Source organism: Bradyrhizobium nanningense (assembly GCF_004114535.1).
Lineage (GTDB): Bacteria > Pseudomonadota > Alphaproteobacteria > Rhizobiales > Xanthobacteraceae > Bradyrhizobium > Bradyrhizobium nanningense.
The window spans coordinates 96249-118219 of record NZ_LBJC01000082.1; the positions used below are offsets into that span (position 1 = coordinate 96249).

Sequence of the window (21971 nt, forward strand, 5' to 3'; positions counted from 1 at the left end):
CTCCTTGATCTTCTCCCGACGGGGAAGCGAAAATAACAATTGCTATCCTAGCGTGCCGGCCATTTGCGACAAGAAAGCGACGGCGCCTGCCGCCAAAATATAGTGAGCGCCTTGTCCGGATTATTCATGTCGCGTTCAGCAATGCGAGCCGACGTTCGCAACCCCGTGCAATTCTCGCAAGATGAGTGCAACACCATGACCCTCGCCTCTCGCCTCGCCGCCGTCGCCCTCGCCTCCCTGCTCGCCACCGGCGCTACCTTCGCGCAGACCGCCGCGCCGGCCGCCAAGACCGACACTGCTGCCACCACCGACAAGAAGGCAACGAAGGAGCGCACGGCCGAGTCGATCGAATGCTCCAAGCAGGCGGACGCCAAGGGGCTGAAGGGCAAGGAGCGCAAGAAATTCCGCCGGGAGTGCAAGAAGGAAGCGAAGGCCGGCACCGCCGCGCCCGCCGCCCCTGCCGCCGACAAGAAGTAATCCCGGCGCGATCCTCCGCACGCGTCAGGGAGAGGCGCACGCATTGCGGCATGACGAGCCTGCAATTGTGCGTCTCTCGCTGATTTGCGATAAGGTGGCGTGAAGCAAACCGCCGCCTCCCTACCGTTCGAATGGCCGAGCCGTGCCAGGCTCTTGAGCACGGCGGAGACGCTCGTCATCGGCACCGCCGGAGGCCTGGTGTTTCTCCTCGCCGGCCTTCCCGGCGGGCTGATCTCGGGCGCGATGATCGCGGTCGGGATTGCTGCCATCGCCGGCCGCCAATTGTCGCTGCCGCCGCTGCTGACCCAGACCGTGCTGGTGCTGCTCGGCATTTCGCTGGGCTCGGTGGTCTCGCGCCATCTGCTGCAGCAGGTCAGTGCCTATCCCCTCACCATCGGCCTGCTTGCGCTCGCGACCTTCTGCTCGACCTTCGGCTCCAGCTATTACCTCCAGCGCGTCCATGGCTGGGACCGCACCTCGGCCTTCCTCGCCGGCAGCCCCGGCGCGCTGTCGCAGATCACGATTCTGGCCGTCGAACGCGGCGCCGACCTGCCGGGCATCGCGGTGGTGCAGACCATGCGCGTCATCATCCTCACCGCAGCGCTGCCGATGGTGCTCGCGATCGCCGGCGTGGCCCCCTCCGCCGCGCCGTCGCTGACGACGACGATTGCCTCGCCGCTCGACCTCGTGGAGCTGGTCGCGGCTTCGCTGGCCATGGCGCTGTTGCTGCGGCTGATCAGGTTTCCGGCGAGCTGGATGTTCGGCGCCATGATCGCCTCCAGCGTGCTGCATGGCGCCGGCTGGGTCGAGGGCGGCCTGCCGAACTGGGTGCGCGGCGTGGCGCTGGTCGGGATCGGCGCATTGATCGGCAGCCGTTTCGCGCGGATGCGGATCAAGACGCTCGCCGGCCACATCAATGCAGCGCTGGGCTCGTTCGCGGTCGCGATCGCCGTCTCTGCCATTTTCGTCGGCATCGTCGCGCTCACCACGCAGGTCAAGTTCTCCGACGTCGTCGTCGCCTTCGCGCCGGGCGCGATGGATGCCATGCTGGCGCTGGCGCTGACGTTGCACATCGACCCGATCTTCGTCGGCGCCCATCATTTGTCGCGTTTCGTGTTCGTGACGATCGCAACGCCAGGCATCGTGCATCTGTTCGGGCGCACGCAAGACGATGTGGATGATTGATCGAGTGCGACTCGCGTCGCGAACTCCGCTCTCGTAGGGTGGACAAAGGCGCATGAGCGCCGTGCCCACCATGCTTCAGCGATGTCACTAAGAATGGTGGGCACGCTGCGCTTTGCCCACCCTACGGCTCCTCACCATGAGGATCAACGCTTCGCCGTCCGCACAAATCCCCACGCGGCGATCGCGGCCATCAGCAGCGAGATCAACACGTTGTAGCCGGCGAGCGAGAGGCCGAGAAAGCGCCACTGCACCTCGTCGCAACGCACCACCTTCACGGTGTCGAGCTTTGAAAAAAGATCGCCGGCATTGCCGAGGTTGACGACGGGACCGGTGCAGTCGGTCGGCCCTTTCCAGACCCCCCATTCGACCCCGGAGTGATAGGTGCCGAGGCCGGCATTGGCGAGCGTCGCCAGCGCAATGATCGCGAGCCCCGCCAACAGCAGCGGCCGCCGCGCGCCGCTTCGCGCCGCAAAAGCCGTGAGCGCACCAAGGGGAATCGCGAGGTAATAGGCGTAGCGCTGTTCGAGGCAGAGCGGACAGGGCAGGATCTCCAGCACGAGCTGGAAGAACCAGGCGCCCGCGATGGTCACGGCCGCGATCAGCGTGACGAGCAGCGAGGCCGTCAGCGCGGGACCGCCGGCAGCCGGCTTGAACGCAGGTATCGCGGCACTCTGGGTCGTCACGGCAGCCTCTTTCCGGTGGGTCGCGTCCTTAGGCTCTAGCCCCGGTCCATGCGGCTGTCGAGAACGGCGGACATCACTTTGGCGCGGGTTGACCCCGCTTTGTCCATGGCTATAGTCCGCCGGCTTCGCGACGCTCCCTTCAAGGGCCGACCGAGGGCCCCTGTGGCGGAACTGGTAGACGCGCTCGACTCAAAATCGAGTTCCGCAAGGAGTGCTGGTTCGATTCCGGCCAGGGGCACCATTCCAACGCTAACGGTCGCCGGGCGCCCGCGAGATACTTGCTGCGACATCAGGCCGGTTCTTCTCCAGCCAGGCCATAGCCTCCGAACCATCGACGACACACTCGAAGGTTTCCCAGGTTGGGTCCTCCAGCGATTCTGATTGCAGGCGCTGCGCGGCATACTCAACGAGGTCATGCAAGCGCGCATATCCTGGTCGGCCCTCGAGGGATTCCGCGATCGCGGCGCTGGACCAGCCTTGTCGGGCCAACTCGACAATGCTTGGCGCGCCAGCCGCACTGAACCATGGTGTGGCATCGAACTCGAGGCAGAGGACGTTGTCGGCGGTATGGCAGGTCGCGTGGATCATTGGGTCCCTTTCCGTCGTGCATCAACCCTTGACCAGGTCCCCCAGCAAATTGGCCGCCACCGTCAGCTTGGCGAGCGTCAGGCCGCTGGCCGCGATTTCCTCGACCGAGCGGCGGATGCGCGTCGCCTCAGGATGAGCCGCAAGCCAGTTGCCGGCGGCCTCTTGGCCGGACTCGCCGTTTGCCAGCATGTTGGCGACCAGTCTTCTTTCCGCGGCCGCGATCTGGTCGACGGCGCGATCGATCGCGAGACGTTCATAATTGTCGTTTACCGGCACGCTGCGCGCGGCGGCGATGATCCGATCGAGCCTGAAATCTGCCTCGGCGGCGAAGAAGGTCGTGGCGGCGTCACCGATGGCCCGGCTGGCGCCCTCCGCGACGGTGACGATATCCGGTGCGGAGACGAGCACGTCGAGATCGGCGAGCTCTGCGGCAAGTCCTGCTGGGACGCCGGCACCGATCAGATCCTGCCGCCGCTTGGTGCGCCCAGCCTGCAAGTCCTGCGGCAGGGTCTTGTCGAGCCCGGCGGCGACCTCCCGAATTCCGGGACCGAAGTGCGCGATCACGGCGTCCAGACCGGCCTTGAAATCAGCATTGCGCACGTACCACACCATGCGTGAGAGCAGGAGATCCTGGATCGTCGCGTAGAGGCCGAGTTGCAATTGCCCGTCGATGTGGGTGTCGAGTGCATCGATCGCGGCATTGAGCCGCTGAAGGCCGTAGGATTCATCGACCGCGACGAAGGCCATGACGATGGTGGCGACATCGGCATCGGTCTCGTCGGCCAGGCGCACGACACAGGCCGGGCCGCCCCGGTTGATCACGGCATTGGCGAGACTGGTGGCGATGATCTCCCGCCGCAACCGATGCAACTGCACCGCGGTAGGGAATTTCTCCTGCACCTGGCGCGGAAAATACTGGAATAGTTCGCGGGCGAGATAGGGATCGTCAGGCACGCCGGTCGCGAGCAGGTCGTCGTAGAGCGTCAGCTTGGCGTAAGCGAGCAACACGGCAAGCTCGGGCCGTGTCAGGAGCTGGCCGCGCCTGGTGCGCTCGGTGATCGCCGCATCGTCGGGCAAGAACTCCACGGCGCGGCTGAGCAGGCCGCGCTGCTCGAGCGATTGCATCAGGCGGGTGAGGGAGCCGGTCTCGGCCACGCCCTTCCGTTCGGCCAGCGAGAGCGCCAGCGTCTGAAGATAATTGTTGCGCAGCACGAGTGCGCCAACCTCCTCGGTCATCGCGGCGAGCAGGCTGTTACGGTCGCCAGGACTGAGGTGTCCCTCGCGCTCGGGGCGCGCCAGCGCGATCTTGATGTTGACCTCGACGTCGGACGTGTTCACGCCGGCCGAATTGTCGATGGCGTCGGTGTTGAGCTTGACGCCCTTCTGCGCCGCCTCGATACGGCCGCGCTGGGTGACGCCGAGATTGGCGCCTTCGCCGATCACCCGCGCACGGACATCGGCGCCCGCGATGCGGATCGGATCGTTGGCGCGGTCGCCGGCCTGATCATCGCTTTCCGAGGACGCGCGAATATAGGTGCCGATGCCGCCAAACCACAGGAGGTCCACGCGGGCCTTGAGGATCGCTGTCATCACCTCGAACGGCGTGGCCTGCGGCTTGTCGAGATCAAGCAGTGCGCGCACTTCCGGTGCAAGCGGGATCGCCTTGAGCGAGCGCGAGAACACGCCACCGCCTTGCGAGATCAGGGACTTGTCATAGTCCTGCCAGCTCGATCGCAGCAGGCCGAACAGGCGCTTGCGTTCGGCGAGGCTGATCGCCGGTTCAGGCGATGGATCGATGAAGATGTCGCGGTGATCGAACGCCGCGACGAGCTTCGTCGCCGGCGAGAGCAGCATGCCGTTACCGAAGACATCGCCCGACATGTCGCCGACGCCGGCAACCGTGAACGGCTTGGTCTGGATGTCGGTGCCAAACTCGCGGAAGTGACGCTTGACCGCCTCCCATGCGCCTCGTGCCGTGATTCCCATCTTCTTGTGGTCGTAGCCCTGGCTGCCGCCGGAGGCGAAGGCATCGCCGAGCCAATGGTGCTTCTCGGTCGAGATCGCGTTGGCGATGTCGGAGAAGGTGGCGGTGCCCTTGTCGGCTGCGACGACCAGGTAGGGGTCGTCACCGTCATGCCGCACGGTCGCGTCGGGCGGCACTATGGTGTCGCGGTCAAGATTGTCAGTGAGTTCGAGCAGCGTGCGAACGAAGATACGATAGGCTTCGGTACCTTCCGCCATGAAGTGGTCGCGACTCGAGGGCGACGGCAGGCGCTTGGGCACGAAGCCGCCCTTCGCGCCGACCGGCACGATCACGGCGTTCTTCACCTGTTGTGCCTTCACGAGGCCCAGGATCTCGGTACGGAAATCCTGCGGCCGGTCGGACCAGCGCAGACCGCCGCGCGCGACCTTGCCGAAGCGCAGATGAATGCCTTCGACGCGGGGCGAGTAGACGAAAATCTCGTACAGTGGTCGCGGAGCCGGCAGGGCCTCGATCTTGCGCGCGTCGAACTTGAAGGAGATCACCGGATGCGGGTGCCCGTCCTGACCGACCTGCCACAAATTGGTGCGGATGGTTGCCTGCACCAGATTGGTGAAGCGGCGCAGGATGCGGTCTTCATCGAGCGAGGCGACGGAATTGAGCTGCTCCTCGATCTCGGCGACGAGGGCCATCTCGCGCGACGAGCGCTCCGCAATCGTGAGTCCAAGGCGCGGATCGAGGCGGCCCTGGAACAGGGCAACGATGTTGGCGGTAATCGCGGCATTCTTGCGCAGTGTCTCCCACATATAGTCCTGGGTGAACGGAGCGCGGATCTGATGGAGGTAGCGCGACAGCGCGCGGATCGTCGATACTTCCCGCCAGCTCAGGGCTGTGCGCAGGATCAGTGCGTTGAATCCGTCGGATTCGGCGCGATCGCGGACCACCGCCATGATCGAGGCTTCCAGACGACGGTTGAATTCATCGTTGATTGCGATCGGCTTGCCGTCGCTGGTCTCGATTGTCATATCGTGCAGCCATGCCGGCGACTGCCAGGTGCGCGGCACGATCTGATAGGTGCGTTCGTTGACCACGTTCAGGCCGTGATTTTCAATCACCGGCACGCGATAGGATAGCGACAGCGGCGCGGCGTCCGAGAAGACCTTCAGGCCGAATCGTCTGGGATCGTCGTCCCCCTCGAGGCGGTAAACCGAAATCGTCACCGGTCTGGCTGAGGAGAGCTTTTCGATGGTGGCGATGTCGGCGATCGCCTGTTCGGCGCTGAATATCTCGGTGTAGCCGGCGGAAAAGGCCTGGGCATAACGGCTTGCGAGCATGCGCGCCCGCATGCCATCTGCAGACGCAGTCAGCGCGACCTTCAACTTGTCGGCCCATGTCTCGGCAATGGCGCTGATCCCGGCTTCGAGGGTCGGGCGTTCGACCACCGGAGTTTTACCTTCATATCGGCCGATGATGTAGTGGACGCGCGCAAGCGAACCTTCCGGGAAGGATACGTAGGAGGCCGACAGGGTCCCCTTGTAGACCTGCGACAGGAAGGCGCCGACGCGCGTGCGCACATCGGTGTCGTATTTGTCGCGCGGAATGAAGCAGAGGATGGAGACGAAGCGATCGAACTTGTCCACGCGTGCCAGCACCCGGACGCGGGGGCGCTCATAGAGGATCAGGATCTCCACGACGAAATTGTAGAGCGTGTCGACGTCGATCTGAAACAGATCGTCGCGCGGATAATCCTCGAGAATATGCGTCAGCGCCTTGCCCGAATGGCTGTTCGGGTCGAAGCCGGCACGCTGCAGCACCTGCACCACTTTGTGGCGGGCATAAGGGATTTGCTTGACCGAGCGGGTATAGGCGCCGGACGTGAACAGACCGACGAGGCGCAATTCCCCTTCGAGCCGGCCGTCGGGTGTGTAGAGCTTGATGCCCACGTAATCCATCCGGATGCGGCGATGAACGCGGCTGGAGACGTTGGCCTTGATGATGATGAGGAGGCTCGGCTCCCGCATGAACTCGCGAATTTCCGACGTCATCACCACCATTTCGCGACCGCGGCGCAGGACCTTCACCTCGGGATCGCGCAGGATGCCGAGGCCCTCACCGGTCGTGATGTCGTCCGACGCATCGCTGTCGGGCGAGAAACGATATTCGCGCACGCCCAGAAAGGTGAAATTGTCCAAGCACAGCCATTGCAGGAACTGGCTGGCTTCGGCGATCTCGTCGATCGGCAGCGGAGGCGGATCGGTCGCGAAGGTCTTGATCGCCCGCTCGATGCGGGCACGCATGGGCTTCCAGTCGGTGACGCAGGCGCGCACGTCATTCAACGTCATGGTCAGCTCATCAACCAGCTTTTGGCGGTCGGCGTCGACGTCCATGCGGGCGATGTGCAGATGAATGAGGCTTTCGCGGGCGCCCTTTGCTCCCTCTGGCAGGGCTTCGCCATGGAAGCGCATCAGCTTGCCTTGCTCGTCGCGCTCTACCGCGATGATCGGATGAGCGACCAGGGTGACCTCGATGCCCTGCTCGGCAAGCTCCGCCAGGGTGGAATCGAACAGGAACGGCATGTTGTCGTTGAGAATTTCGAGCACGGAGATCTCGCGGCCATCCGGCATCATCGGATTGACGATGCGAATATCGGCGTGACCCGCCGTGCGCCGCTGTACGTGTTCCCAGGCCTGCTCGGCCAGGAAGGCCAGCGAAGCGGCGTCGTGGTTGGCGAGATCCTCGCTATTGGTGTGGCCGAACAGGAGTTCGGCGAAAGTCCGGGGCGTGTTGCCTAGCTGCACGCTTCCCGCTGCATCGCGAATGAGGGTCGACCGGGCCTTGTCGTCGCGCCACGCTTCCATAACGTTCTCCATCTCTCGCAGCGTCCGATCGCAATCGCGATCATCTGCTTGCTTTTGGAGTTCATCACTTCGAGCGCCGTCATCTTGACCGCGATCCGGCGCCGCGAAATCTGCCCTCGGCACCTGATCTTACCACTCCGAGCGGTCAAGGCGCGCGGAGTCGTGGCGAAGAGCCCTACGACCGCCGCGTCGTCGGCGCCATGAGAAATCGTAAGTACATTCAATGACATACGAGTTCGCAGTTTTGTTTGGAGTGGCGCACCACGCTTCGCCCTTCGGGCTACGCGTGGCGCGGCCATCCTGGACCGAAGGGCGAAGCGTGTCCGCCGAAACCACGCGGAGCCGAAAAGGCGAAGCGTGTCCGGCGAAGCCTCTTGGCGAAGACGGACTGTCTCATCCAGGCCCGCTCCCCACCCTAGCCACACCCGCATCTCCACTGTATAAACCGGTAGCTTCTTCCGTCATTCGAAGGAGCTCATATGAACGACCTGCACGCGTGGCTTTCGCAGCAGCACCACGGTTTGCGGACCTTCCGGACCTTTCAGCAAAAGCTCGAGACGCTCGGCCGGCGCGATCCCGCCCAGCGCGGCCTGTGCCGCCTGCTCAGCGGCATCATCGGCAGCTATGTCGAGGCCTTTGATGAGGCTCCGCTGCCAGTCGAGGTCGCCGCCGGCGCTTATCACCGCCTGCTGACACTGGTCGAAAGCCTCGATCTGCAGGGCGATGCCTCGCGGCGCCTCGCCGACATCAACCGCGTGGCGACCTGCGACTTGTGGCGATGATTGGCAGGACGGCACTTTCACTTGTCAAATAGCAAGACGCGCTGCCACGCTCTCGCGGCGCCTGACGCCCGAGTCCTGAGCTTCTCTCGACGCCCCTTCCCAGGGAAAGGCGCAGGGAAGGCCGGGCGCCGGCTGGCACCCACGGTCCGCTGTGCGCAAATTGCGCGAAGATAGATGCACAGCGGCATACAGGGCAGCCCGGACATCCCGGCCTTTTCCCTGCGCAATGGTTTGACGGCTTATGGCGCGCTCTCCCCGGGGAGCGATGCACTATTGCCCCCGTCGCCTTGCGGATAATCGGTGCGCGTGCCCGGTCGGGCCGCTTCACCACCGCTAGCCTTGACGCACAGACCCCGGGCGTCAGGACCACACGCTTTTGCCGTACGCGGACCGCACCGGTCGTGTGCGCGCCGCCGATCCCTGCGGCCATCCTTCGAGACGCCCGCCGTTGGCGGGCCCTCAGGATGAGGATCGAGTGCGCGGCTCTGGTTCAACGACACCGATGCTGCTGAGCCTCATCCTAAGGAGACCGCGAAGCGGGCGTCTCGAAGGACGAGGCGTGTGCGCTGGTCGCCCAGCGGGCCATGCGTGGCCGCCCTGCCCGTACTGCCGCGAGGTGTTCGACTTCCTCGCGCCAATCCCTATATCCTGTTTAACCGATCTGATGCAGCGGACAGTTTGATGGCCAGGAGACGCACGACGGATACGGACGCCGACGACCTCCCCCGCTATTTCGTCTGGGTTCGGGGCCTCGAAGGCCCCGAGCCGCAGAAATGGATGGCGATGGATTTCGGCATCGGCGATTGGAAGCGGCCGCTCGTGCTGGCGTATCTGGAGTTGCCGGAAGACGAACGGCGTCTGTCGCTGTCGATGCTGGCCCGGCGCTATCCGCCGCCGCGGGATGACCTTTCGTGAGCCGGACTCAACGATTGGACTTCAATCTATTTGGAAAGCTGATAGGTCGTTTTCGTTGTTGATAGTAATCGTACGTCCGTCATCGAACAGGAAAACAACTTGGCTCCCGGTGGCGGTGGTCACCATCCTATAGTCATCAAGACGATGTCCGACAACGCCAGCGATGGCACCAACATCTACGTGAGGACATTCCCAGCCCTCGCTCGCGACGCTCCATGGGTGAGGCTGATTCTCCGATGGCCGCCAGATTATGACGCCGCAGTCGTAGACGAGCTTGTGCCAAACACCGGCGAAACAGGCGTGAACGACGTTGGCATTTGCTACGAGCTGTCCGTTGTGAGCAAACCCCTCACAGATGAATGCGTCCCAGAGCAACCCAGTTAATTCAGGTGCGCGACCAACGATCTCCATGCCGTCTTCCATTGCCCTTTGCTGCTCCGGGTCGCCTCAAATGGCGGCCTCCTTCTAAATCTCACAGGATCATCCCTGTCGCCTTCCGGTCCAACTCGGACGTCTGGTGAGCTGCCGCGATCAGCCGGTGTCCGAGGCAGAACGGACCTCTTACGCGCCCTGAGTGCAGCGCGAACGACGAGCACGCGCTCCAAATCCGGCGCAACTCACGCCTCTCTCTCGACGCCGACCTGGGACCGTGTCATTCCCGCCCCCATGATTATGGGTGTCACGGCATCTCCTCACAGGCTAAACTTGCTCTTGCGCTGCGGGGGACACGCGGGTGCGGGACCATGATCATGACCGAACAGGGCGAGACGGGTGAGATCATCACCATCCTCCTCGTCGAGGACGACGCGCCGACCTGCTGGCGGCTCCAGGATGCGCTGGTCAAGGCCGGCTACGAGGTGCGCAGCGCCGGCACGCTCGGCGAAGCCCGGTCCGCGCTTGCCGCCGGCGCGCCTCGCGTGCTGCTGACCGATCTGCGGCTGCCCGACGGCCACGGCATCGAGCTGATCCGCGAGATGAGGCAGCGCTTCCCCGACACCGAGATCATGGTGATCTCGGCGCTCGGAGACGAGGAAAGCGTGATCTCGGCGATCACGGTCGGCGCCACCGGGTATCTGCTCAAGGACGCCTTCCCCACCGACATCGCCACCACCGTGCGCGATCTGGTCGCCGGCCATTCGCCGATCTCGGCCTCGATCGCCCGCTTCATCGTGCGCAGAACGCAAGGCGCCGCGCAGAATTCGGCGGAGCCGCCGCCCGGCCCCGTGCTCAACACGGCCAGGCTGACCCCGCGCGAGATCGACATCCTCTGGGGCATCGCCAAGGGCTTCAGCTATGCCGAGATCGCGAGCCATCTCGGCCTGTCCAAGCAGACCGTGCCCGGCCATATCAAGAACATCTATCGCAAGCTCGAGGTGCATACGCGCAGCGAAGCGGTGTTCGAGGCGGTGCAGCAGGGCCTGATCAAGCTGTGAGCGAAATCGCGGCCAAAGTACCTACAAAGGCACCTACGAAGGCAGCGGCCAAACCCGCACGGCGCCGGCTGCTGGCCTCGCGCCTCGTGCCCTATCTGCTGCTCCAGGCCCTGATCGTGATCGTCACCATCCTCGGTCTTCGGCTGCTGCAGCCGAGCGACCCCGATGACTTCGCGTTAAGCGACTTTTCGGCTCGGGAGGACGGCCTGATCCGCCCCGTGACGCTGCCGCATTTCACCTCGTCGCGCTATTCCCTGGCCGACCCGCCGTTCTACACTGGCGCCTTCACGTTCCGGAGCGCCGATGCGGCCTCGGGCTGGTCGGTATATCTGCCGCGCTTCAGCAACGCGGTGGAGGTCGCCGTCAACGGCGTCGTCATGCTCGACTCCCGGCGCGATGCCAATGCCAACCGGCCCGACCGCAACACCCCGCAGATCGCGGCCATTCCCACTTCGCTGCTGCGCGAGGGCGGCAACGAGATCACGGTGCGGCTGTTCGTGTGGGGACCGCTCAAGGGCTTTCTCGACACCGTCTATGTCGGGCCGGATGTCGCCTTGCGCCCGGCCTATGAAACACGCACGCTGCTGTTTGTCACGCTGCCGGTGGTGTTCTCGGCCTGGCAATCGATCCTGGCCGTCATCCTCGCCATCATGTGGCTGATGCGGCGTCATGAGCCGGTCTACGGCGTGCTGGCAGCGGCGATGGTGCTCGGCGTGGTGCAGGCATTCGCGCCCCCGCCGGTGCCGCCGGCCGCCACGTCGCGGCTCGCCGCCGTGCTGCTGGCGTCCGCGCCGATCGAGAGCGCGCTGATCGTCGTGTTCGGCGTGCTGTTCTTCGGCTGGCGCTGGCCACGCTACGGCACGCTGCTGTTCGTGCCTGGCATCGTCGTGTTCGTGGTCGGGCTGATCGGGGGGCCGCCGCTGCCGCGCATCCTTTTCCTGGTGCTCGGCATTCCAACGGTCGGGCTTTGCCTGATCCTGATGGCTTGCATCACGGCAACAGCGGTGGTGCGGCGGCAGGACGCGGCGAGCTTCACGATCGGATGCGCCGTGACCATCGTGCTGGTCTGCTGGATCCAGGACATGCTCACGGTGCTCGAGATCGTGAGCAACGATCGCATCTTCGTCTCGCGCCTGTCCTACTCGGCGATGCTGGTCGCGATCGGCGCCGGGCTGACCTGGCGCTTCGCCCGCGCATTGAACCAGGTCGACAGTTTCGCCGGCCAGCTCGTGACGCGGGTGCGCGAAGCCGAGGAACGCCTGAAGGCGAGCTTTGCCCGCGAGGAGGAGCGCGCCCGCGCCGCCGCGCTCGCCAACGAGCGTACGCGCCTGATGCGCGATCTGCATGACGGCCTCGGCGGCCAGCTCGTCAGCATCGTCGCGCTCTCCGAGCGTGGCCATGAGGGCGCGTCCATCACCGATGCCGCCCGTGCCGCATTGAAGGATCTGCGTCTCGTCATCGATTCCATGGACGACATCGGCGGCGACCTGATGCTCGCTCTCGGCTCCTGGCGCGAGCGCACGACGGCGCAATTGCGGCCGCACGACATCACGCTCGACTGGCGCGTGGCGACGCCGCAAGGCGTGCCGCTGCATCCGGAACTGCGGCCATGGCACGTCATCCAGATCGTGCGCATCCTCGACGAGGCCGTGACCAATGCGGTCAAGCACGCGCAGGCCCGCCGCATCGCGGTCACCATCGACACGTTCGACGCGGGCCAGGGGCCGTACGGCGTGATCAGCGTGACCGACGACGGCCATGGCTTCGCGCCGAGCGGCAACGGCGAGGCCGGACGCAACGGCCAGACCGCCCGCGGCCTGCGCAACATGAGAAACCGCGCCGCGCGCTGCGGCGCCGTGCTCGATCTGAGTTCGGATGCTTCCGGCACGCGCGTGCGGCTGCAATTGCCGCAGCGTTTTCCCGACAGCGACATGGCTGTGGGCTGAAAGACCCCCTCCCCGAACGTGTGGGGCGCACGGAGAGAGGGGACGGGCCGGGAAATCCGCCTGCGGAGGACGGGGGGTGTTCGTCCGCAGGCCCCGTTGGCCCGAAGCGATGCAATCAATTCAATCCAATGGAAATATCAGCGCACGCCGACGCGATTGACCGGGCCGCCGCGATTCATCGGCGTTCCCGCGCGGACGCCGACACCGGGCGCACCGACGCCGGGCGTTGCGACCGCCGCCGCGGCGACCGGCGCTCCCGGCGCCACGACCACTGCTGCCGTCGGCCGCACCACGCAGCCCTTGGGCACGCCGACCGTCTTGCAATAGACCACCGCCTGCGCCGGGCTCGTGCCCAGCGACACCATCGCCGCGCCCGCGAGCGCCATGACCGTCAGCCCTGCGCTCAGCGCTCCAGCTCTCTTCGACATCCTTGCTCTCCTGCTTCCCGTTCGGCGTCCCGATGCAATCACCGGGTTTCGCAGCCGAGGTGCAGCCTGAATGGCAAAAGACGGCGCGCGAATACATGCCATGAAGATGGGGGTAGTGCGGCCGGGAGGGCTTGCCGGTGCCATGAACATGGCATGGACCGGCGCCTCGCCTTTGCGGAATGGTCCGGCCCGATTGATCCCGGTCGGGACCAACGAGGATTCCAAAGAGGTGCTCTATGAAGATTTCGGTTCTTGCCGCGCTGCTGCTCGCCGCCAGCGCCCTGCCCGCTGCCGCGCAATCCGGTCCATCGCCCCAGGAGCAAATGGCCTGCCGCGGCGACGCCAGCAAATTCTGCGCCGAACATATCGGCAAGCCGCCGCAGATGAACGCCTGCCTGCGCGAGAACAAGTCGAAGCTTTCGGACTCCTGCCGCAAGGTCGTCGAATCGCACGGCGGCTAGTCCGTTATCGTTCTATCCAGAAGACGACAATGAGGGCGGCGCATTGCCGCCCTCATGATTCCAGCGCCGCTATTCCTGCATCATCTCGCCGCTGCCGCCGAATTCAGCCGGAAAATCCTTCAGCTTGGGCAGGCCGTCGCGCATCGGCAGCACGGTTTCGGCATAGTTGACGTGAACGCCGGGCGCGAATGCGAGCGTCGGGATGGTGGCGCTGAAGACGTCGACGAGGCCGAGCGGCGGGTGGTTGGTCATGAGATGACCCCCGCACTTCTTGCAATATTTGCGCTGGCTGAGCGGCGTCTTGGCAAAGGTCTCGACATTCTCGGCGCCTTCGCTGACGCGCACCGCTTCCGGTTTCCACAGGCTGAAGGCATTGACCGGACCGCCCGACCACGACCGGCAGGAGCGGCAATGGCAATAGCCCATCGCCTCCGGTGCACCCGTGACCTCGATCGTCACCGCGCCACAGAAGCAGGTTCCGACATGTTTCATTTGGTCGTCTCCGTTTGATGAAGGGGAGAAATCCTCTCCCCGCCCCCGTTCCACGATAGCTCGGGAAGGCGGGATGCGGGGAGAGGTGTCGGGGCGAAGGGGGAGATCACCCCAAGGGGACACAGAGGGGGACGCTGAGGGGACGGACGCGTGCGATCCTCGCGTACCTCACGCGGCGTGGCCGGGCGTCCTCCGTTCGGCGGACGCGCGCGGTGCCGCTCCGAGGCTAGAGTGACCGGCGCCAGGGAATAAGCATCGACACCCGTTGTTTGTACTGCCGGTACTCGTCACCGAAGAGAGCGACGAGGTCGTGTTCCTCCAGCGCGATGCCGACGAAGATGTAGAGCGTGGTGACTGCCGCGAACAACAGATGGCCCGCGGTCATGGTCGGCGCCGCCCAGAACGCAATGATGAAACCGAGATAGATCGGATGACGGACGAAATTGTAGAGCAGCGGCGTCTTGAAGCGCGGCGGCGGCGTCTCCTTCCCGATCAGATGGTTGGTCACCTGATGCAATCCGAACAATTCGAAATGATTGATCAGATAGGTGCTGGTGAACACCAGGACCCAGCCTGCGAAGGACAGCGTGACCAGAGTCACGGCGAGATCCGGATCCTCGACGCTCCATATGACCGCAGGCAATGGACGCCATTGCCAGAACAGGAGAAGCAATGACAGGCTCGCCAGCAGCACGTAGGTGCTTCGCTCGACCGGCTTGGGGACGAACTGCGTCCACCAGGCCTTGAACTGATGGCGCGCCATCACGCTGTGCTGAACGGCGAAGAGCGACATCAAGAGTAGATTGATGATGACGGCTTCAGTCGTCGAGGCCTGGGTTCCAATGTCGATGGTCTTGTCGATAGTCTTGGGCACGACCAGGCCCGTCACGAAGCCGATGGCATAGAGAATGGTGACGAAAAACGCGAGATACGCCGCAATTCCGTACAGAAAGGCGATGAACTTGAAAGTGCGCAAGCCCGCAACCTCCGGGCCGACCGAATGAACCTGATGATCGAGTTGGGTCATGAAACAGCTCCGTTGTGCCAGAACGCCGGCACTTCGTTGGTTGCTTCACCATGCATCCCGGACGGCCCCGAGGCTTTTGGGAACGATTGATTTTCGCCTGAGACGACTTTGATTTTTGCTTGAGACGAACGACGTGCGATTTCGATTTGAAAACAACGTGCTCGACGGCAACCTGCGGGAACTCACCTGCGGCGGGGCGGCCGTGCCGTTGCAGCCGCAAGTATTCGATCTCTTGCTTTATCTCGTCGCGCAACGCGCGCGTGTGGTCAGCAAGGATGACCTGATCAGCCAGATCTGGAGCGACCGGATCATCTCGGATTCGGCGTTGAACAGCCGCATCAACGCCGCGCGCAAGGCGCTCGGTGACGACGGCGCGACGCAGCGGCTGATCAAGACCATTCCGCGCAAGGGCTTTCGCTTCGTCGGCGACGTCCGGGAAGAAACCGCAGCGTCGATCGTGCCGGCCGAAGCCAGGCCCGCTCTCCCGCGCGTGGCGGATCGCCCGGCGGTCGCGGTGCTTGCCTTCGAGAACATGAGCGGCGATCCCGCACAGGACTATTTCGGCGACGGCATCAGCGAGGACATCCTCACCGCGCTGTCGAAGCAGCGCTGGTTCATGGTGATCGCCCGCAACTCGTCCTTCACCTACAAGGGGCGCGCGGTCCACATCAGGCAGATCGCGGAGGAGCTCGGCGTCCGCTACGTGGTCGAAGGCAGCGTGCGCAAGGCGAACAACCGGGTCCGCATCACCGCGCAGCTCAACGATGCCAATTCGGGCAGCCACCTGTGGGCCGAGCGCTATGACCGCGAGCTGGTCGACGTCTTCGCCGTCCAGGACGAGATCACCAACGCGATCGCGGCGGCGATCGAACCGCAGATTCATGCGGCCGAGAGTTTTCGCGCCCACAGCAAAGCGCCGGCGAACCTGGACGCATGGGATCTCTTGATGCGGGCGCTGTCGCATTTTTGGCGCGTGACGAGGTGCGATCACGAGACCGCAACGACGCTGCTCGAACGCGCGATCGCGATCGATCCGAACTACGGCCAGGCGCTGTCGCTGCTAGCGGCCAACCACATGTTCGGCGTGCATCTCGGCTGGGCCGAGCTCGCCGCGGTGGCGCCAATGGCGGAAGCCGCCGCACTGGCCGCGGTGCGCTGCGACCATGAGGATGCCTGGGCGCATGTCGCGCTCGGCAGCGTCTATTTCTCGACGCGCAGGCTTGCGGATGCGCTGTCCGAGTTCGAGCAGGCGCTCGCGCTCAATCCGAACTTCTCGCTGGCGCAGGGCTATTACGCGCTGGCGCTATCCTATGCCGGTCGGCCGAAGGATTCGTTCGAGGCCGCCCAAAGGGCGATCCGGCTGTCACCGCGCGATCCGTCGCTGGCGATCTATCAGGGCATCGCCGGCTATGCGCGCTTCACCGAACGCCGTTACGACGAGGCCATCGCGCTCGCGCGCGAGGCAATCCGCCATCGCGGCGATCTCACCGGCGCCTACCGCGTGCTCGCGGTCTCGGCCGGCATGACGGGCGACGACGTGCTCGCGGAGACAGCGCTGGGCGAGCTGCGCCGCGCCCAGCCGGACATCTCGCTGCACTGGATCGCGACCCAGCTGCCGTGGGCCAATGACGCCGATCGCGCGCATTATCTCGAAGGATTCCGGCGCGCCGGATTGCGCTGAGGCGCGCACGGCGGCGCTACGTTCGCTTGCGGCGCAAATGGACGATGACGTCGAGGCGCGCGATCTCGTGGCCGGGAAGCGCTTCGGGAATCTTGGTGAAGGCGAGGCCGTCGGCAACGTCGATCAGCACGTCCTCGCCTTCGAGATAGAAGTGCGGATGCACCGACGTGTCGGTGTCGAAGAACGACTTCATCCCATCGGCGGCGATGCGGCGCAGCAGGCCAGCCTCGGTAAACTGATTCAACGTGTTGTAAACGGTCGCCAGCGACAGATACGCGCTCGCCGCCATCGCCTCCTCATAGAGACTCTCTGCGGTGACGTGATGGTGGCCGTTCAGGAACAGTAATTGGCCGAGCGCGAGACGCTGGCGCGTCGGGCGCAGGCCGGCATTGCCGAGCAGTTGCAGGCAGTGCTGCACGCCCGCATCCGGCGGTGGCTCGAGGCCGGCGACATCAGGCCCGTTATCGTCAATCGCCGGGATATTGGTGGCCTGGATGTCCATCAATCGTCTCACGCCTCTCACGGCTCCAAGGAAACGGGACGCGGCGTGCCGGGTCCGCCAGTTGCTATCGGATCGCAAGAGCGGCCGCCTGACTTTGATCCAGATCAAATCCGGAAGCCGCTCTGACCTATCGCAAGGCGGCCCGGTCCATTCCCGGCCAAAATTGGTCGGCATCGATGAGGGTCACATGTCCAGGCCGGTTCCCGACAAAGCCGAGGTCGCGCTCGAATATCCCGATAAGTTCTATGTCGGCACTTTCGAGCATGCGTCGCGGTTCGAGGCGCGGCTCGACGGCAACGGCGTTGCGCTGGTGCTGCAGCATCCTGGCCCCGCCGACGAACGCAAATCGGTTCACCTGCACATCAATTTCGGCCTGCTCGCGGGCATCCTGCGTGAGCTCGCCGGCAGCGTCGCCTTCATACCCAAGGACGACATCGCGCATCGCGAGCAGCTCGCAGAGGCGCTCGACGAATTGCGACGGGCGCTGCGCGCCTCCTGACGGCTACTTCGTTTTCGCCGGTACCGGCTTTGGGGCCGGCACCGCCGCCCACTCCTTGTCGGCGCGCGGGCCGTTGAGGTCACCGGTCAGGCCGACAAGCTGGCCGGGCAGCACGTCGAAGGTCTGCTGCCAGGTCTGGGTCTGGCACAGGAATTTTATGAGACAGCCTTTCAGCTTCAAGCGATCGGCGGATTCGCGCCAGATCGACACCGAGTAGAACTTGCCGTCCTCGGCATTATAGATCTCGCCGGCAAACCTTCCCTCCGGCGTCGCTTGCAGACCCATGATGAGCTGGTGGCCGAGCAGCATGCGGGCGCGCTTGTCCGGATCCGGATTCTGGCTGTCGCGGTAAGGCTGGCCGCGCTTGTCGGCCGGCTCCTTCATCCAGACGATGAAGCCGCAGAGGCGGTCGCGCGACGGTCCGCAGCGCTCGAGGCGAATGCGGGCGCGGCCGTCCTCGACCAGCCAGGTGCCGCTCGGATCTGCCGGCGCGACGGCGCCGGCGCGGCCGCCGAACGCCAGCATCACGACCGTGATGGCGATGTGCAGCACGAAGCGAAGGAGAATGTTCATCAGCAGCACCTTTCGTTGAATGGATCGCGGCGTCAGTTCAGCTGCGCCATCAGCGCGTCGGCGCCCTTGTCGAGACCGGCCGTAGCGGCCGCGAGCGCGCCGGCGGTGGCCTTGATGTCGTAGGCAGCTGGATATTGCTTAGTGACGTAGGCCGAGAGCAGTCGCGAGCTCGTCGCGTCGAAGATCTCGACGCCGTAGATGACCGATCCGGTCATCGTCCCTTCGCCGTCGCGCGCGGCCTGCACGCCGTTGTAGATCGCGCCCGCCATGTCGAAGCGCGAGAGCGTGCCGAGCACCGGCGTGTTGGTCACCGCGCCGGTGAGCGTCAGCCTGATCCGCAGCATGTTCGGTCCGCGTTCCCGCACCAGCGCGAAGCGGCCGCGCAGCCGGTCGGCGAAACAGGTTTGCATGTAGGCAGCGAGCGTCGCCTTGTCCTTGCCGGACATGTCGCCGAACTGGTGGTCCTTCCCGCGGTAGACCACGACGGGATCGAGGATCACCTTGTTATAGGCGCGCCAGTCGACCGGCGTGGAATAGCGGTAGGGCACACGGCCAGAGGCGTCCGATTTGTCCGGGGCCAGATAGGCCGAGGATGCCATCTCCGAATAGGGCACCGGAGCGACCGAGGCGCAGCCGCCCAGGCCCGCACAAAGCACCAGCGTTCCCAGACCGCGCACGGCGATCGAGCGATTCATTTCAAACTCCTCTTGCCACTGTCCAGGCGATGGCGACCGCAGCCGCGTCAGGGACCGGACGCGGCTGCGGGGCTCACCATGGCCAGCCCTCGGCTTCGTCCGGGGGCCATGTCGGAAGCCTTGGGGCTGCCTCAGTATCGAGTTTATAAAACCGACTAGGCGGTTTGTAAAGTTCAAAAGTGAAAGCCTGACGCATTTGGCCGCAGGCGCGGCTTTAGGCAGGTCTTGATGCGGTTTCGTTAACGATGAATCAGGCGCGCTTGCGCCGGGTTGCGGCCTTCGCAGCCGGTGCCGTTCCGGATTTGGCGGCGCGCGTTGCATCCGGCTGGGCAAGACCGCTCCATTGTGCGTCGTCGAGCAGGCGTGCGAACAGTCGCTGGTGCTCGCCCTTGCTGAGCGGCGACATGCCGAACAGCGAGCTCAGCAGCAGTCCCATCGCTCCGGCCCAGCGCAGCATCGCAAGATCCGGGTCCGCGGCCTCTTCCCTGATTGCCGCCATCCGCTCCATCTCGCGCTCGCGCGGCAGCGCCATCAGGCGAGGATTCTCCACCATGGCCGCAACCAGCGCCAGCGCAGCGGAATTCGGCGAGGTCGCCGCTTCGCGCAGGGTCGCGAGCTGGGCCGCCAAATTTGGATTCGCGGAGGTCTCGCTCGCCTTCGCCATATAGCGCGTCGAGAACTCCTCGAAATGCGCCATCTGCCGCTCGAGCAACGCCTTCAGCACCGCCTCCTTGGTGCGGAACTGATGCATCACGCCGCCCTTGCTGAGGCCGCTCTCGCGCGCGATTGCATCGAGCGTCAACCGCCCGGGCCCGTCGCGCGCGATGATTGCGATCGCTGCTTCGAGTGCAGCATTGCGGGACCGTTCGGAGCGCGTGGCATTGTCCATCGCGGACTTGTCTGCGTGACCGGAGAATGAATCAAGTGAAAACAGGACGCGCTGTACATTTTTTGTGCGGATAGTGTCGCGACTTTCATCTTGCGGCGCTGAACGAGACTGTGTGAGCCTCGATATCGGATGGGGACTGGGATGGGCCGGCCATAGCTTTGCACGCCATGACGTCGCGAAGCGTTTTCGGCTGGTCACGCTTGAGAAAGATACGACATGCCGAAACGAGTGTTGCTTGGTCTCCTCCTGGCTTGCGGCCTTGCGGCCCCGGCGCTGGCGCAAGAGCCGAAAACGGGAGGCGTGGTCAATGCCGTGATCCAGCCCGAGCCGCCCGGCCTGATGCTGGCACTGGTGCAGAACGGCCCGACCCAGATGGTGTCGGGCAACATCTTCGAGGGGCTGCTGCGCTACAGCCCCAAGCTCGAGCCCCAGCCGGAGCTCGCCGAGAGCTGGAGCGTCAGCGAGGACGCCAAGACCTACACCTTCAAGCTCAGGAAGGGTGTGACCTGGCATGACGGCAAGCCCTTCACCGCCGCGGACGTCTTGTTCTCGATCGAGATGCTGAAGCAGACCCACGCGCGAGCACGTAACAACCTCGCGCAGGTCGACAAGGTCGAGGCGCCCGACGATTACACGGTGGTGTTCACGCTGAAGCAGCCGTTCGGCCCGTTCCTCGGCATCTTCGAGGTCGGCTCGATGCCGATGGTGCCGAAGCATCTCTATGACGGCACCGACTTCAAGACCAATCCCTACAACAACGCGCCCATCGGCACCGGCCCCTTCATGTTTAGGGAGTGGCAGAAGGGTTCGTTCATCCGCCTGGTCAAAAACCCCAACTATTACGAGAAAGGCAAGCCCTATCTCGATGAGATCTACTGGCAGATCATTCCCGACGCCGCGGCGCGATCGGTGGCGTTCGAGACCGGCAAGGTCGACGTCCTGCCCGGCGGCTCGGTCGAGAATTTCGACGTGCCGCGGCTGTCCAAGCTGAAGGACACCTGCGTCACCGGCGCCGGCTGGGAGTTCTTCTCGCCGCTGGCCTGGTTGTGGCTCAACAACCGTCAGGGTCCGCTCGCCGACAAGCGGGTGCGGCAGGCGATCATGTTCGCGATCGACCGCGATTTCGCCAAGGACGTCATCTGGAACGGGCTCGGCAAGGTCGCGACCGGCCCGTCCGCCTCGACCATCAAGTATTACACCGATGACGTGAAGAAATATCCGTACGATCCGGCCAAAGCCAAGGCGCTGCTGAAGGAGGCCGGCTACAAGGGAGAGAAGATCCGTCTGTTGCCGCTCGCCTATGGCGAAACGTGGCAGCGCTGGGGTGAAGCCGTGAAGCAGAACCTCCAGGACGTCGGCCTGAACATCGAGACCATCGCCACCGACGTTGCCGGCGGAAACCAGAAGATCGGCGACTGGGACTACGACATCGCCTTCACCTACCTCTACCAGTATGGCGATCCCGCCCTCGGCGTCGGCCGCAACTACGTCTCCAGCGCCATCGCCAAGGGCCAGGTGTTCAACAACGTCGAAGGTTATTCCAATCCGGAGATCGACAAGCTGTTCGCGGACGGCGCGGTCGCAACCCCCGACTCCGAGCGCAAGGAAATCTACGACAAGGCGCAGAAGATGCTGGTCGAGGACGTGCCGGTGGCCTGGATGCTCGAGCTGCAATTCCCGACCATCACGCGCTGCAAGGTCAAGAACCTGATCACCACGGGGATCGGGGTCAATGACGGCTTCAAGGACGCATGGCTCGACAAGTAGCCGCAAGCTCGCTGCACCTCCCCCGCTCGCGGGGGAGGTCGACGCGCTCGCAGAGCGCGGCGGGAGAGGGTTTCCTCCTCTTGGCGCCCTCTCTGCGGAAATACCCTCT

General features: G+C 64.6%; 21 protein-coding genes and 1 tRNA gene. 11 read left to right on the forward strand and 11 right to left on the reverse strand.

From position 1 onward, the window contains the following. Nucleotides 1-195: 195 nt before the first annotated feature. Entirely contained in the window at nt 196-477 is a 282-nt protein-coding gene (locus XH84_RS38620) for a PsiF family protein (protein WP_128920392.1), read from the forward strand. A 99-nt stretch (nt 478-576) separates the two neighbouring features. Further along, nucleotides 577-1662, forward strand: coding sequence for an AbrB family transcriptional regulator (locus XH84_RS38625; RefSeq protein WP_128920391.1), 1086 nt, complete (start codon nt 577-579; stop codon nt 1660-1662). A gap of 143 nt (nt 1663-1805) precedes the next feature. Here XH84_RS38625 and XH84_RS38630 read toward each other — a convergent pair whose 3' ends face one another. Then, nucleotides 1806-2345: a disulfide bond formation protein B gene (locus XH84_RS38630; protein ID WP_128920390.1), complete on the reverse strand. Its 540-nt coding sequence runs from the start codon at nt 2343-2345 to the stop codon at nt 1806-1808. A 156-nt stretch (nt 2346-2501) separates the two neighbouring features. Between XH84_RS38630 and XH84_RS38635 the strand changes: the two genes are divergently transcribed. Further along, a tRNA-Leu gene (locus tag XH84_RS38635) sits at nt 2502-2586 on the forward strand. A gap of 8 nt (nt 2587-2594) precedes the next feature. Here the strand turns inward: XH84_RS38635 and XH84_RS38640 are convergent. Both XH84_RS38640 and XH84_RS38645 read right to left on the reverse strand, forming a co-directional pair. After that, entirely contained in the window at nt 2595-2933 is a 339-nt protein-coding gene (locus XH84_RS38640) for a hypothetical protein (RefSeq protein WP_128920389.1), read from the reverse strand. Nucleotides 2934-2954: 21 nt separating this feature from the next. Then, nucleotides 2955-7784, reverse strand: coding sequence for an NAD-glutamate dehydrogenase (locus XH84_RS38645; protein WP_128920388.1), 4830 nt, complete (start codon nt 7782-7784; stop codon nt 2955-2957). A gap of 467 nt (nt 7785-8251) precedes the next feature. On the opposite strand from XH84_RS38645, the gene XH84_RS38650 reads away from it, so the two are divergent. Next, entirely contained in the window at nt 8252-8554 is a 303-nt protein-coding gene (locus XH84_RS38650) for a hypothetical protein (RefSeq protein ID WP_128920387.1), read from the forward strand. 681 nt (nt 8555-9235) lie between these two features. Continuing rightward, nucleotides 9236-9469, forward strand: a complete 234-nt coding sequence (locus XH84_RS38660) for a hypothetical protein (protein ID WP_128920386.1) — start codon at nt 9236-9238, stop codon at nt 9467-9469. Between the two features lie 21 nt (nt 9470-9490). On the opposite strand, the gene XH84_RS38665 is transcribed toward XH84_RS38660, so the two are convergent. Then, nucleotides 9491-9892 (reverse strand): hypothetical protein, encoded by a 402-nt coding sequence (locus tag XH84_RS38665; RefSeq protein ID WP_128920385.1) that lies wholly within the window; start codon nt 9890-9892, stop codon nt 9491-9493. 326 nt (nt 9893-10218) lie between these two features. On the opposite strand from XH84_RS38665, the gene XH84_RS38670 reads away from it, so the two are divergent. Both XH84_RS38670 and XH84_RS38675 read left to right on the forward strand, forming a co-directional pair. After that, nucleotides 10219-10902 (forward strand): response regulator transcription factor, encoded by a 684-nt coding sequence (locus tag XH84_RS38670; protein ID WP_164936392.1) that lies wholly within the window; start codon nt 10219-10221, stop codon nt 10900-10902. After that, nucleotides 10899-12848 (forward strand): sensor histidine kinase, encoded by a 1950-nt coding sequence (locus XH84_RS38675; RefSeq protein WP_430642023.1) that lies wholly within the window; start codon nt 10899-10901, stop codon nt 12846-12848. The genes XH84_RS38670 and XH84_RS38675 overlap by 4 nt, the downstream gene beginning before the upstream one ends. A gap of 137 nt (nt 12849-12985) precedes the next feature. Here XH84_RS38675 and XH84_RS38680 read toward each other — a convergent pair whose 3' ends face one another. Further along, the gene (locus tag XH84_RS38680; RefSeq protein WP_097657269.1) at nt 12986-13276 is read right to left on the reverse strand and encodes a hypothetical protein; all 291 of its coding nucleotides are present in this window, start codon (nt 13274-13276) and stop codon (nt 12986-12988) included. A gap of 236 nt (nt 13277-13512) precedes the next feature. Here XH84_RS38680 and XH84_RS38685 point away from each other — a divergent pair, with 236 nt between their 5' ends. After that, on the forward strand, nt 13513-13737 hold the full coding sequence (locus XH84_RS38685) for a cysteine rich repeat-containing protein (protein ID WP_128920383.1): 225 nt from the start codon (nt 13513-13515) through the stop codon (nt 13735-13737). A gap of 69 nt (nt 13738-13806) precedes the next feature. Here the strand turns inward: XH84_RS38685 and XH84_RS38690 are convergent, their stop codons facing one another. Together XH84_RS38690 and mddA are read right to left on the reverse strand one after the other, a co-directional pair. After that, nucleotides 13807-14229, reverse strand: coding sequence for a GFA family protein (locus XH84_RS38690; protein ID WP_128920382.1), 423 nt, complete (start codon nt 14227-14229; stop codon nt 13807-13809). 226 nt (nt 14230-14455) lie between these two features. Beyond that, on the reverse strand, nt 14456-15256 hold the full coding sequence (gene mddA / locus XH84_RS38695) for a methanethiol S-methyltransferase (RefSeq protein WP_128920381.1): 801 nt from the start codon (nt 15254-15256) through the stop codon (nt 14456-14458). Between the two features lie 133 nt (nt 15257-15389). Between mddA and XH84_RS38700 the strand changes: the two genes are divergently transcribed. After that, nucleotides 15390-16937, forward strand: a complete 1548-nt coding sequence (locus XH84_RS38700) for a winged helix-turn-helix domain-containing tetratricopeptide repeat protein (RefSeq protein ID WP_128948689.1) — start codon at nt 15390-15392, stop codon at nt 16935-16937. A gap of 16 nt (nt 16938-16953) precedes the next feature. On the opposite strand, the gene irr is transcribed toward XH84_RS38700, so the two are convergent. Then, nucleotides 16954-17439, reverse strand: a complete 486-nt coding sequence (gene irr / locus XH84_RS38705; RefSeq protein ID WP_128920379.1) for a Fur family transcriptional regulator Irr — start codon at nt 17437-17439, stop codon at nt 16954-16956. 187 nt (nt 17440-17626) lie between these two features. Between irr and XH84_RS38710 the strand changes: the two genes are divergently transcribed. Beyond that, nucleotides 17627-17938 (forward strand): hypothetical protein, encoded by a 312-nt coding sequence (locus XH84_RS38710; RefSeq protein WP_128920378.1) that lies wholly within the window; start codon nt 17627-17629, stop codon nt 17936-17938. 3 nt (nt 17939-17941) lie between these two features. Here the strand turns inward: XH84_RS38710 and XH84_RS38715 are convergent, their stop codons facing one another. The 3 genes from XH84_RS38715 to XH84_RS38725 all read right to left on the reverse strand — a co-directional run bounded on the left by XH84_RS38715 (nt 17942) and on the right by XH84_RS38725 (nt 20095). Then, nucleotides 17942-18511, reverse strand: a complete 570-nt coding sequence (locus XH84_RS38715) for a DUF2147 domain-containing protein (protein WP_128920377.1) — start codon at nt 18509-18511, stop codon at nt 17942-17944. 32 nt (nt 18512-18543) lie between these two features. Next, nucleotides 18544-19206 carry a DUF3313 domain-containing protein gene (locus XH84_RS38720; RefSeq protein WP_128920376.1) on the reverse strand — a complete coding sequence of 221 codons (663 nt, stop codon included), beginning with the start codon at nt 19204-19206 and terminating at the stop codon, nt 18544-18546. A 250-nt stretch (nt 19207-19456) separates the two neighbouring features. Further along, a complete protein-coding gene (locus tag XH84_RS38725; RefSeq protein ID WP_128920375.1) occupies nt 19457-20095 on the reverse strand; it encodes a TetR/AcrR family transcriptional regulator in 639 nt (212 codons plus the stop codon). Between the two features lie 216 nt (nt 20096-20311). Here XH84_RS38725 and XH84_RS38730 point away from each other — a divergent pair, with 216 nt between their 5' ends. Continuing rightward, the gene (locus tag XH84_RS38730) at nt 20312-21862 is read left to right on the forward strand and encodes an ABC transporter substrate-binding protein (RefSeq protein WP_128920374.1); all 1551 of its coding nucleotides are present in this window, start codon (nt 20312-20314) and stop codon (nt 21860-21862) included. The last annotated feature ends 109 nt before the right edge of the window (nt 21863-21971 follow it).

Excerpts from the sequence above, each read along its gene's own strand:
- XH84_RS38620 (WP_128920392.1), top strand. The coding sequence starts at position 196 with ATGACCCTCGCCTCTCGCCTCGCCGCCGTCGCCCTCGCCTCCCTGCTC.
- XH84_RS38640 (WP_128920389.1), bottom strand. The coding sequence starts at position 2,933 with ATGATCCACGCGACCTGCCATACCGCCGACAACGTCCTCTGCCTCGAG.
- XH84_RS38645 (WP_128920388.1), bottom strand. The coding sequence starts at position 7,784 with ATGGAGAACGTTATGGAAGCGTGGCGCGACGACAAGGCCCGGTCGACC.
- XH84_RS38650 (WP_128920387.1), top strand. The coding sequence starts at position 8,252 with ATGAACGACCTGCACGCGTGGCTTTCGCAGCAGCACCACGGTTTGCGG.
- XH84_RS38660 (WP_128920386.1), top strand. The coding sequence starts at position 9,236 with ATGGCCAGGAGACGCACGACGGATACGGACGCCGACGACCTCCCCCGC.
- XH84_RS38665 (WP_128920385.1), bottom strand. The coding sequence starts at position 9,892 with ATGGAAGACGGCATGGAGATCGTTGGTCGCGCACCTGAATTAACTGGG.
- XH84_RS38670 (WP_164936392.1), top strand. The coding sequence starts at position 10,219 with ATGACCGAACAGGGCGAGACGGGTGAGATCATCACCATCCTCCTCGTC.
- XH84_RS38680 (WP_097657269.1), bottom strand. The coding sequence starts at position 13,276 with ATGTCGAAGAGAGCTGGAGCGCTGAGCGCAGGGCTGACGGTCATGGCG.
- XH84_RS38685 (WP_128920383.1), top strand. The coding sequence starts at position 13,513 with ATGAAGATTTCGGTTCTTGCCGCGCTGCTGCTCGCCGCCAGCGCCCTG.
- XH84_RS38690 (WP_128920382.1), bottom strand. The coding sequence starts at position 14,229 with ATGAAACATGTCGGAACCTGCTTCTGTGGCGCGGTGACGATCGAGGTC.
- mddA (WP_128920381.1), bottom strand. The coding sequence starts at position 15,256 with ATGACCCAACTCGATCATCAGGTTCATTCGGTCGGCCCGGAGGTTGCG.
- irr (WP_128920379.1), bottom strand. The coding sequence starts at position 17,439 with ATGGACATCCAGGCCACCAATATCCCGGCGATTGACGATAACGGGCCT.
- XH84_RS38710 (WP_128920378.1), top strand. The coding sequence starts at position 17,627 with ATGTCCAGGCCGGTTCCCGACAAAGCCGAGGTCGCGCTCGAATATCCC.
- XH84_RS38715 (WP_128920377.1), bottom strand. The coding sequence starts at position 18,511 with ATGAACATTCTCCTTCGCTTCGTGCTGCACATCGCCATCACGGTCGTG.
- XH84_RS38720 (WP_128920376.1), bottom strand. The coding sequence starts at position 19,206 with ATGAATCGCTCGATCGCCGTGCGCGGTCTGGGAACGCTGGTGCTTTGT.
- XH84_RS38725 (WP_128920375.1), bottom strand. The coding sequence starts at position 20,095 with ATGGACAATGCCACGCGCTCCGAACGGTCCCGCAATGCTGCACTCGAA.
- XH84_RS38730 (WP_128920374.1), top strand. The coding sequence starts at position 20,312 with ATGCCGAAACGAGTGTTGCTTGGTCTCCTCCTGGCTTGCGGCCTTGCG.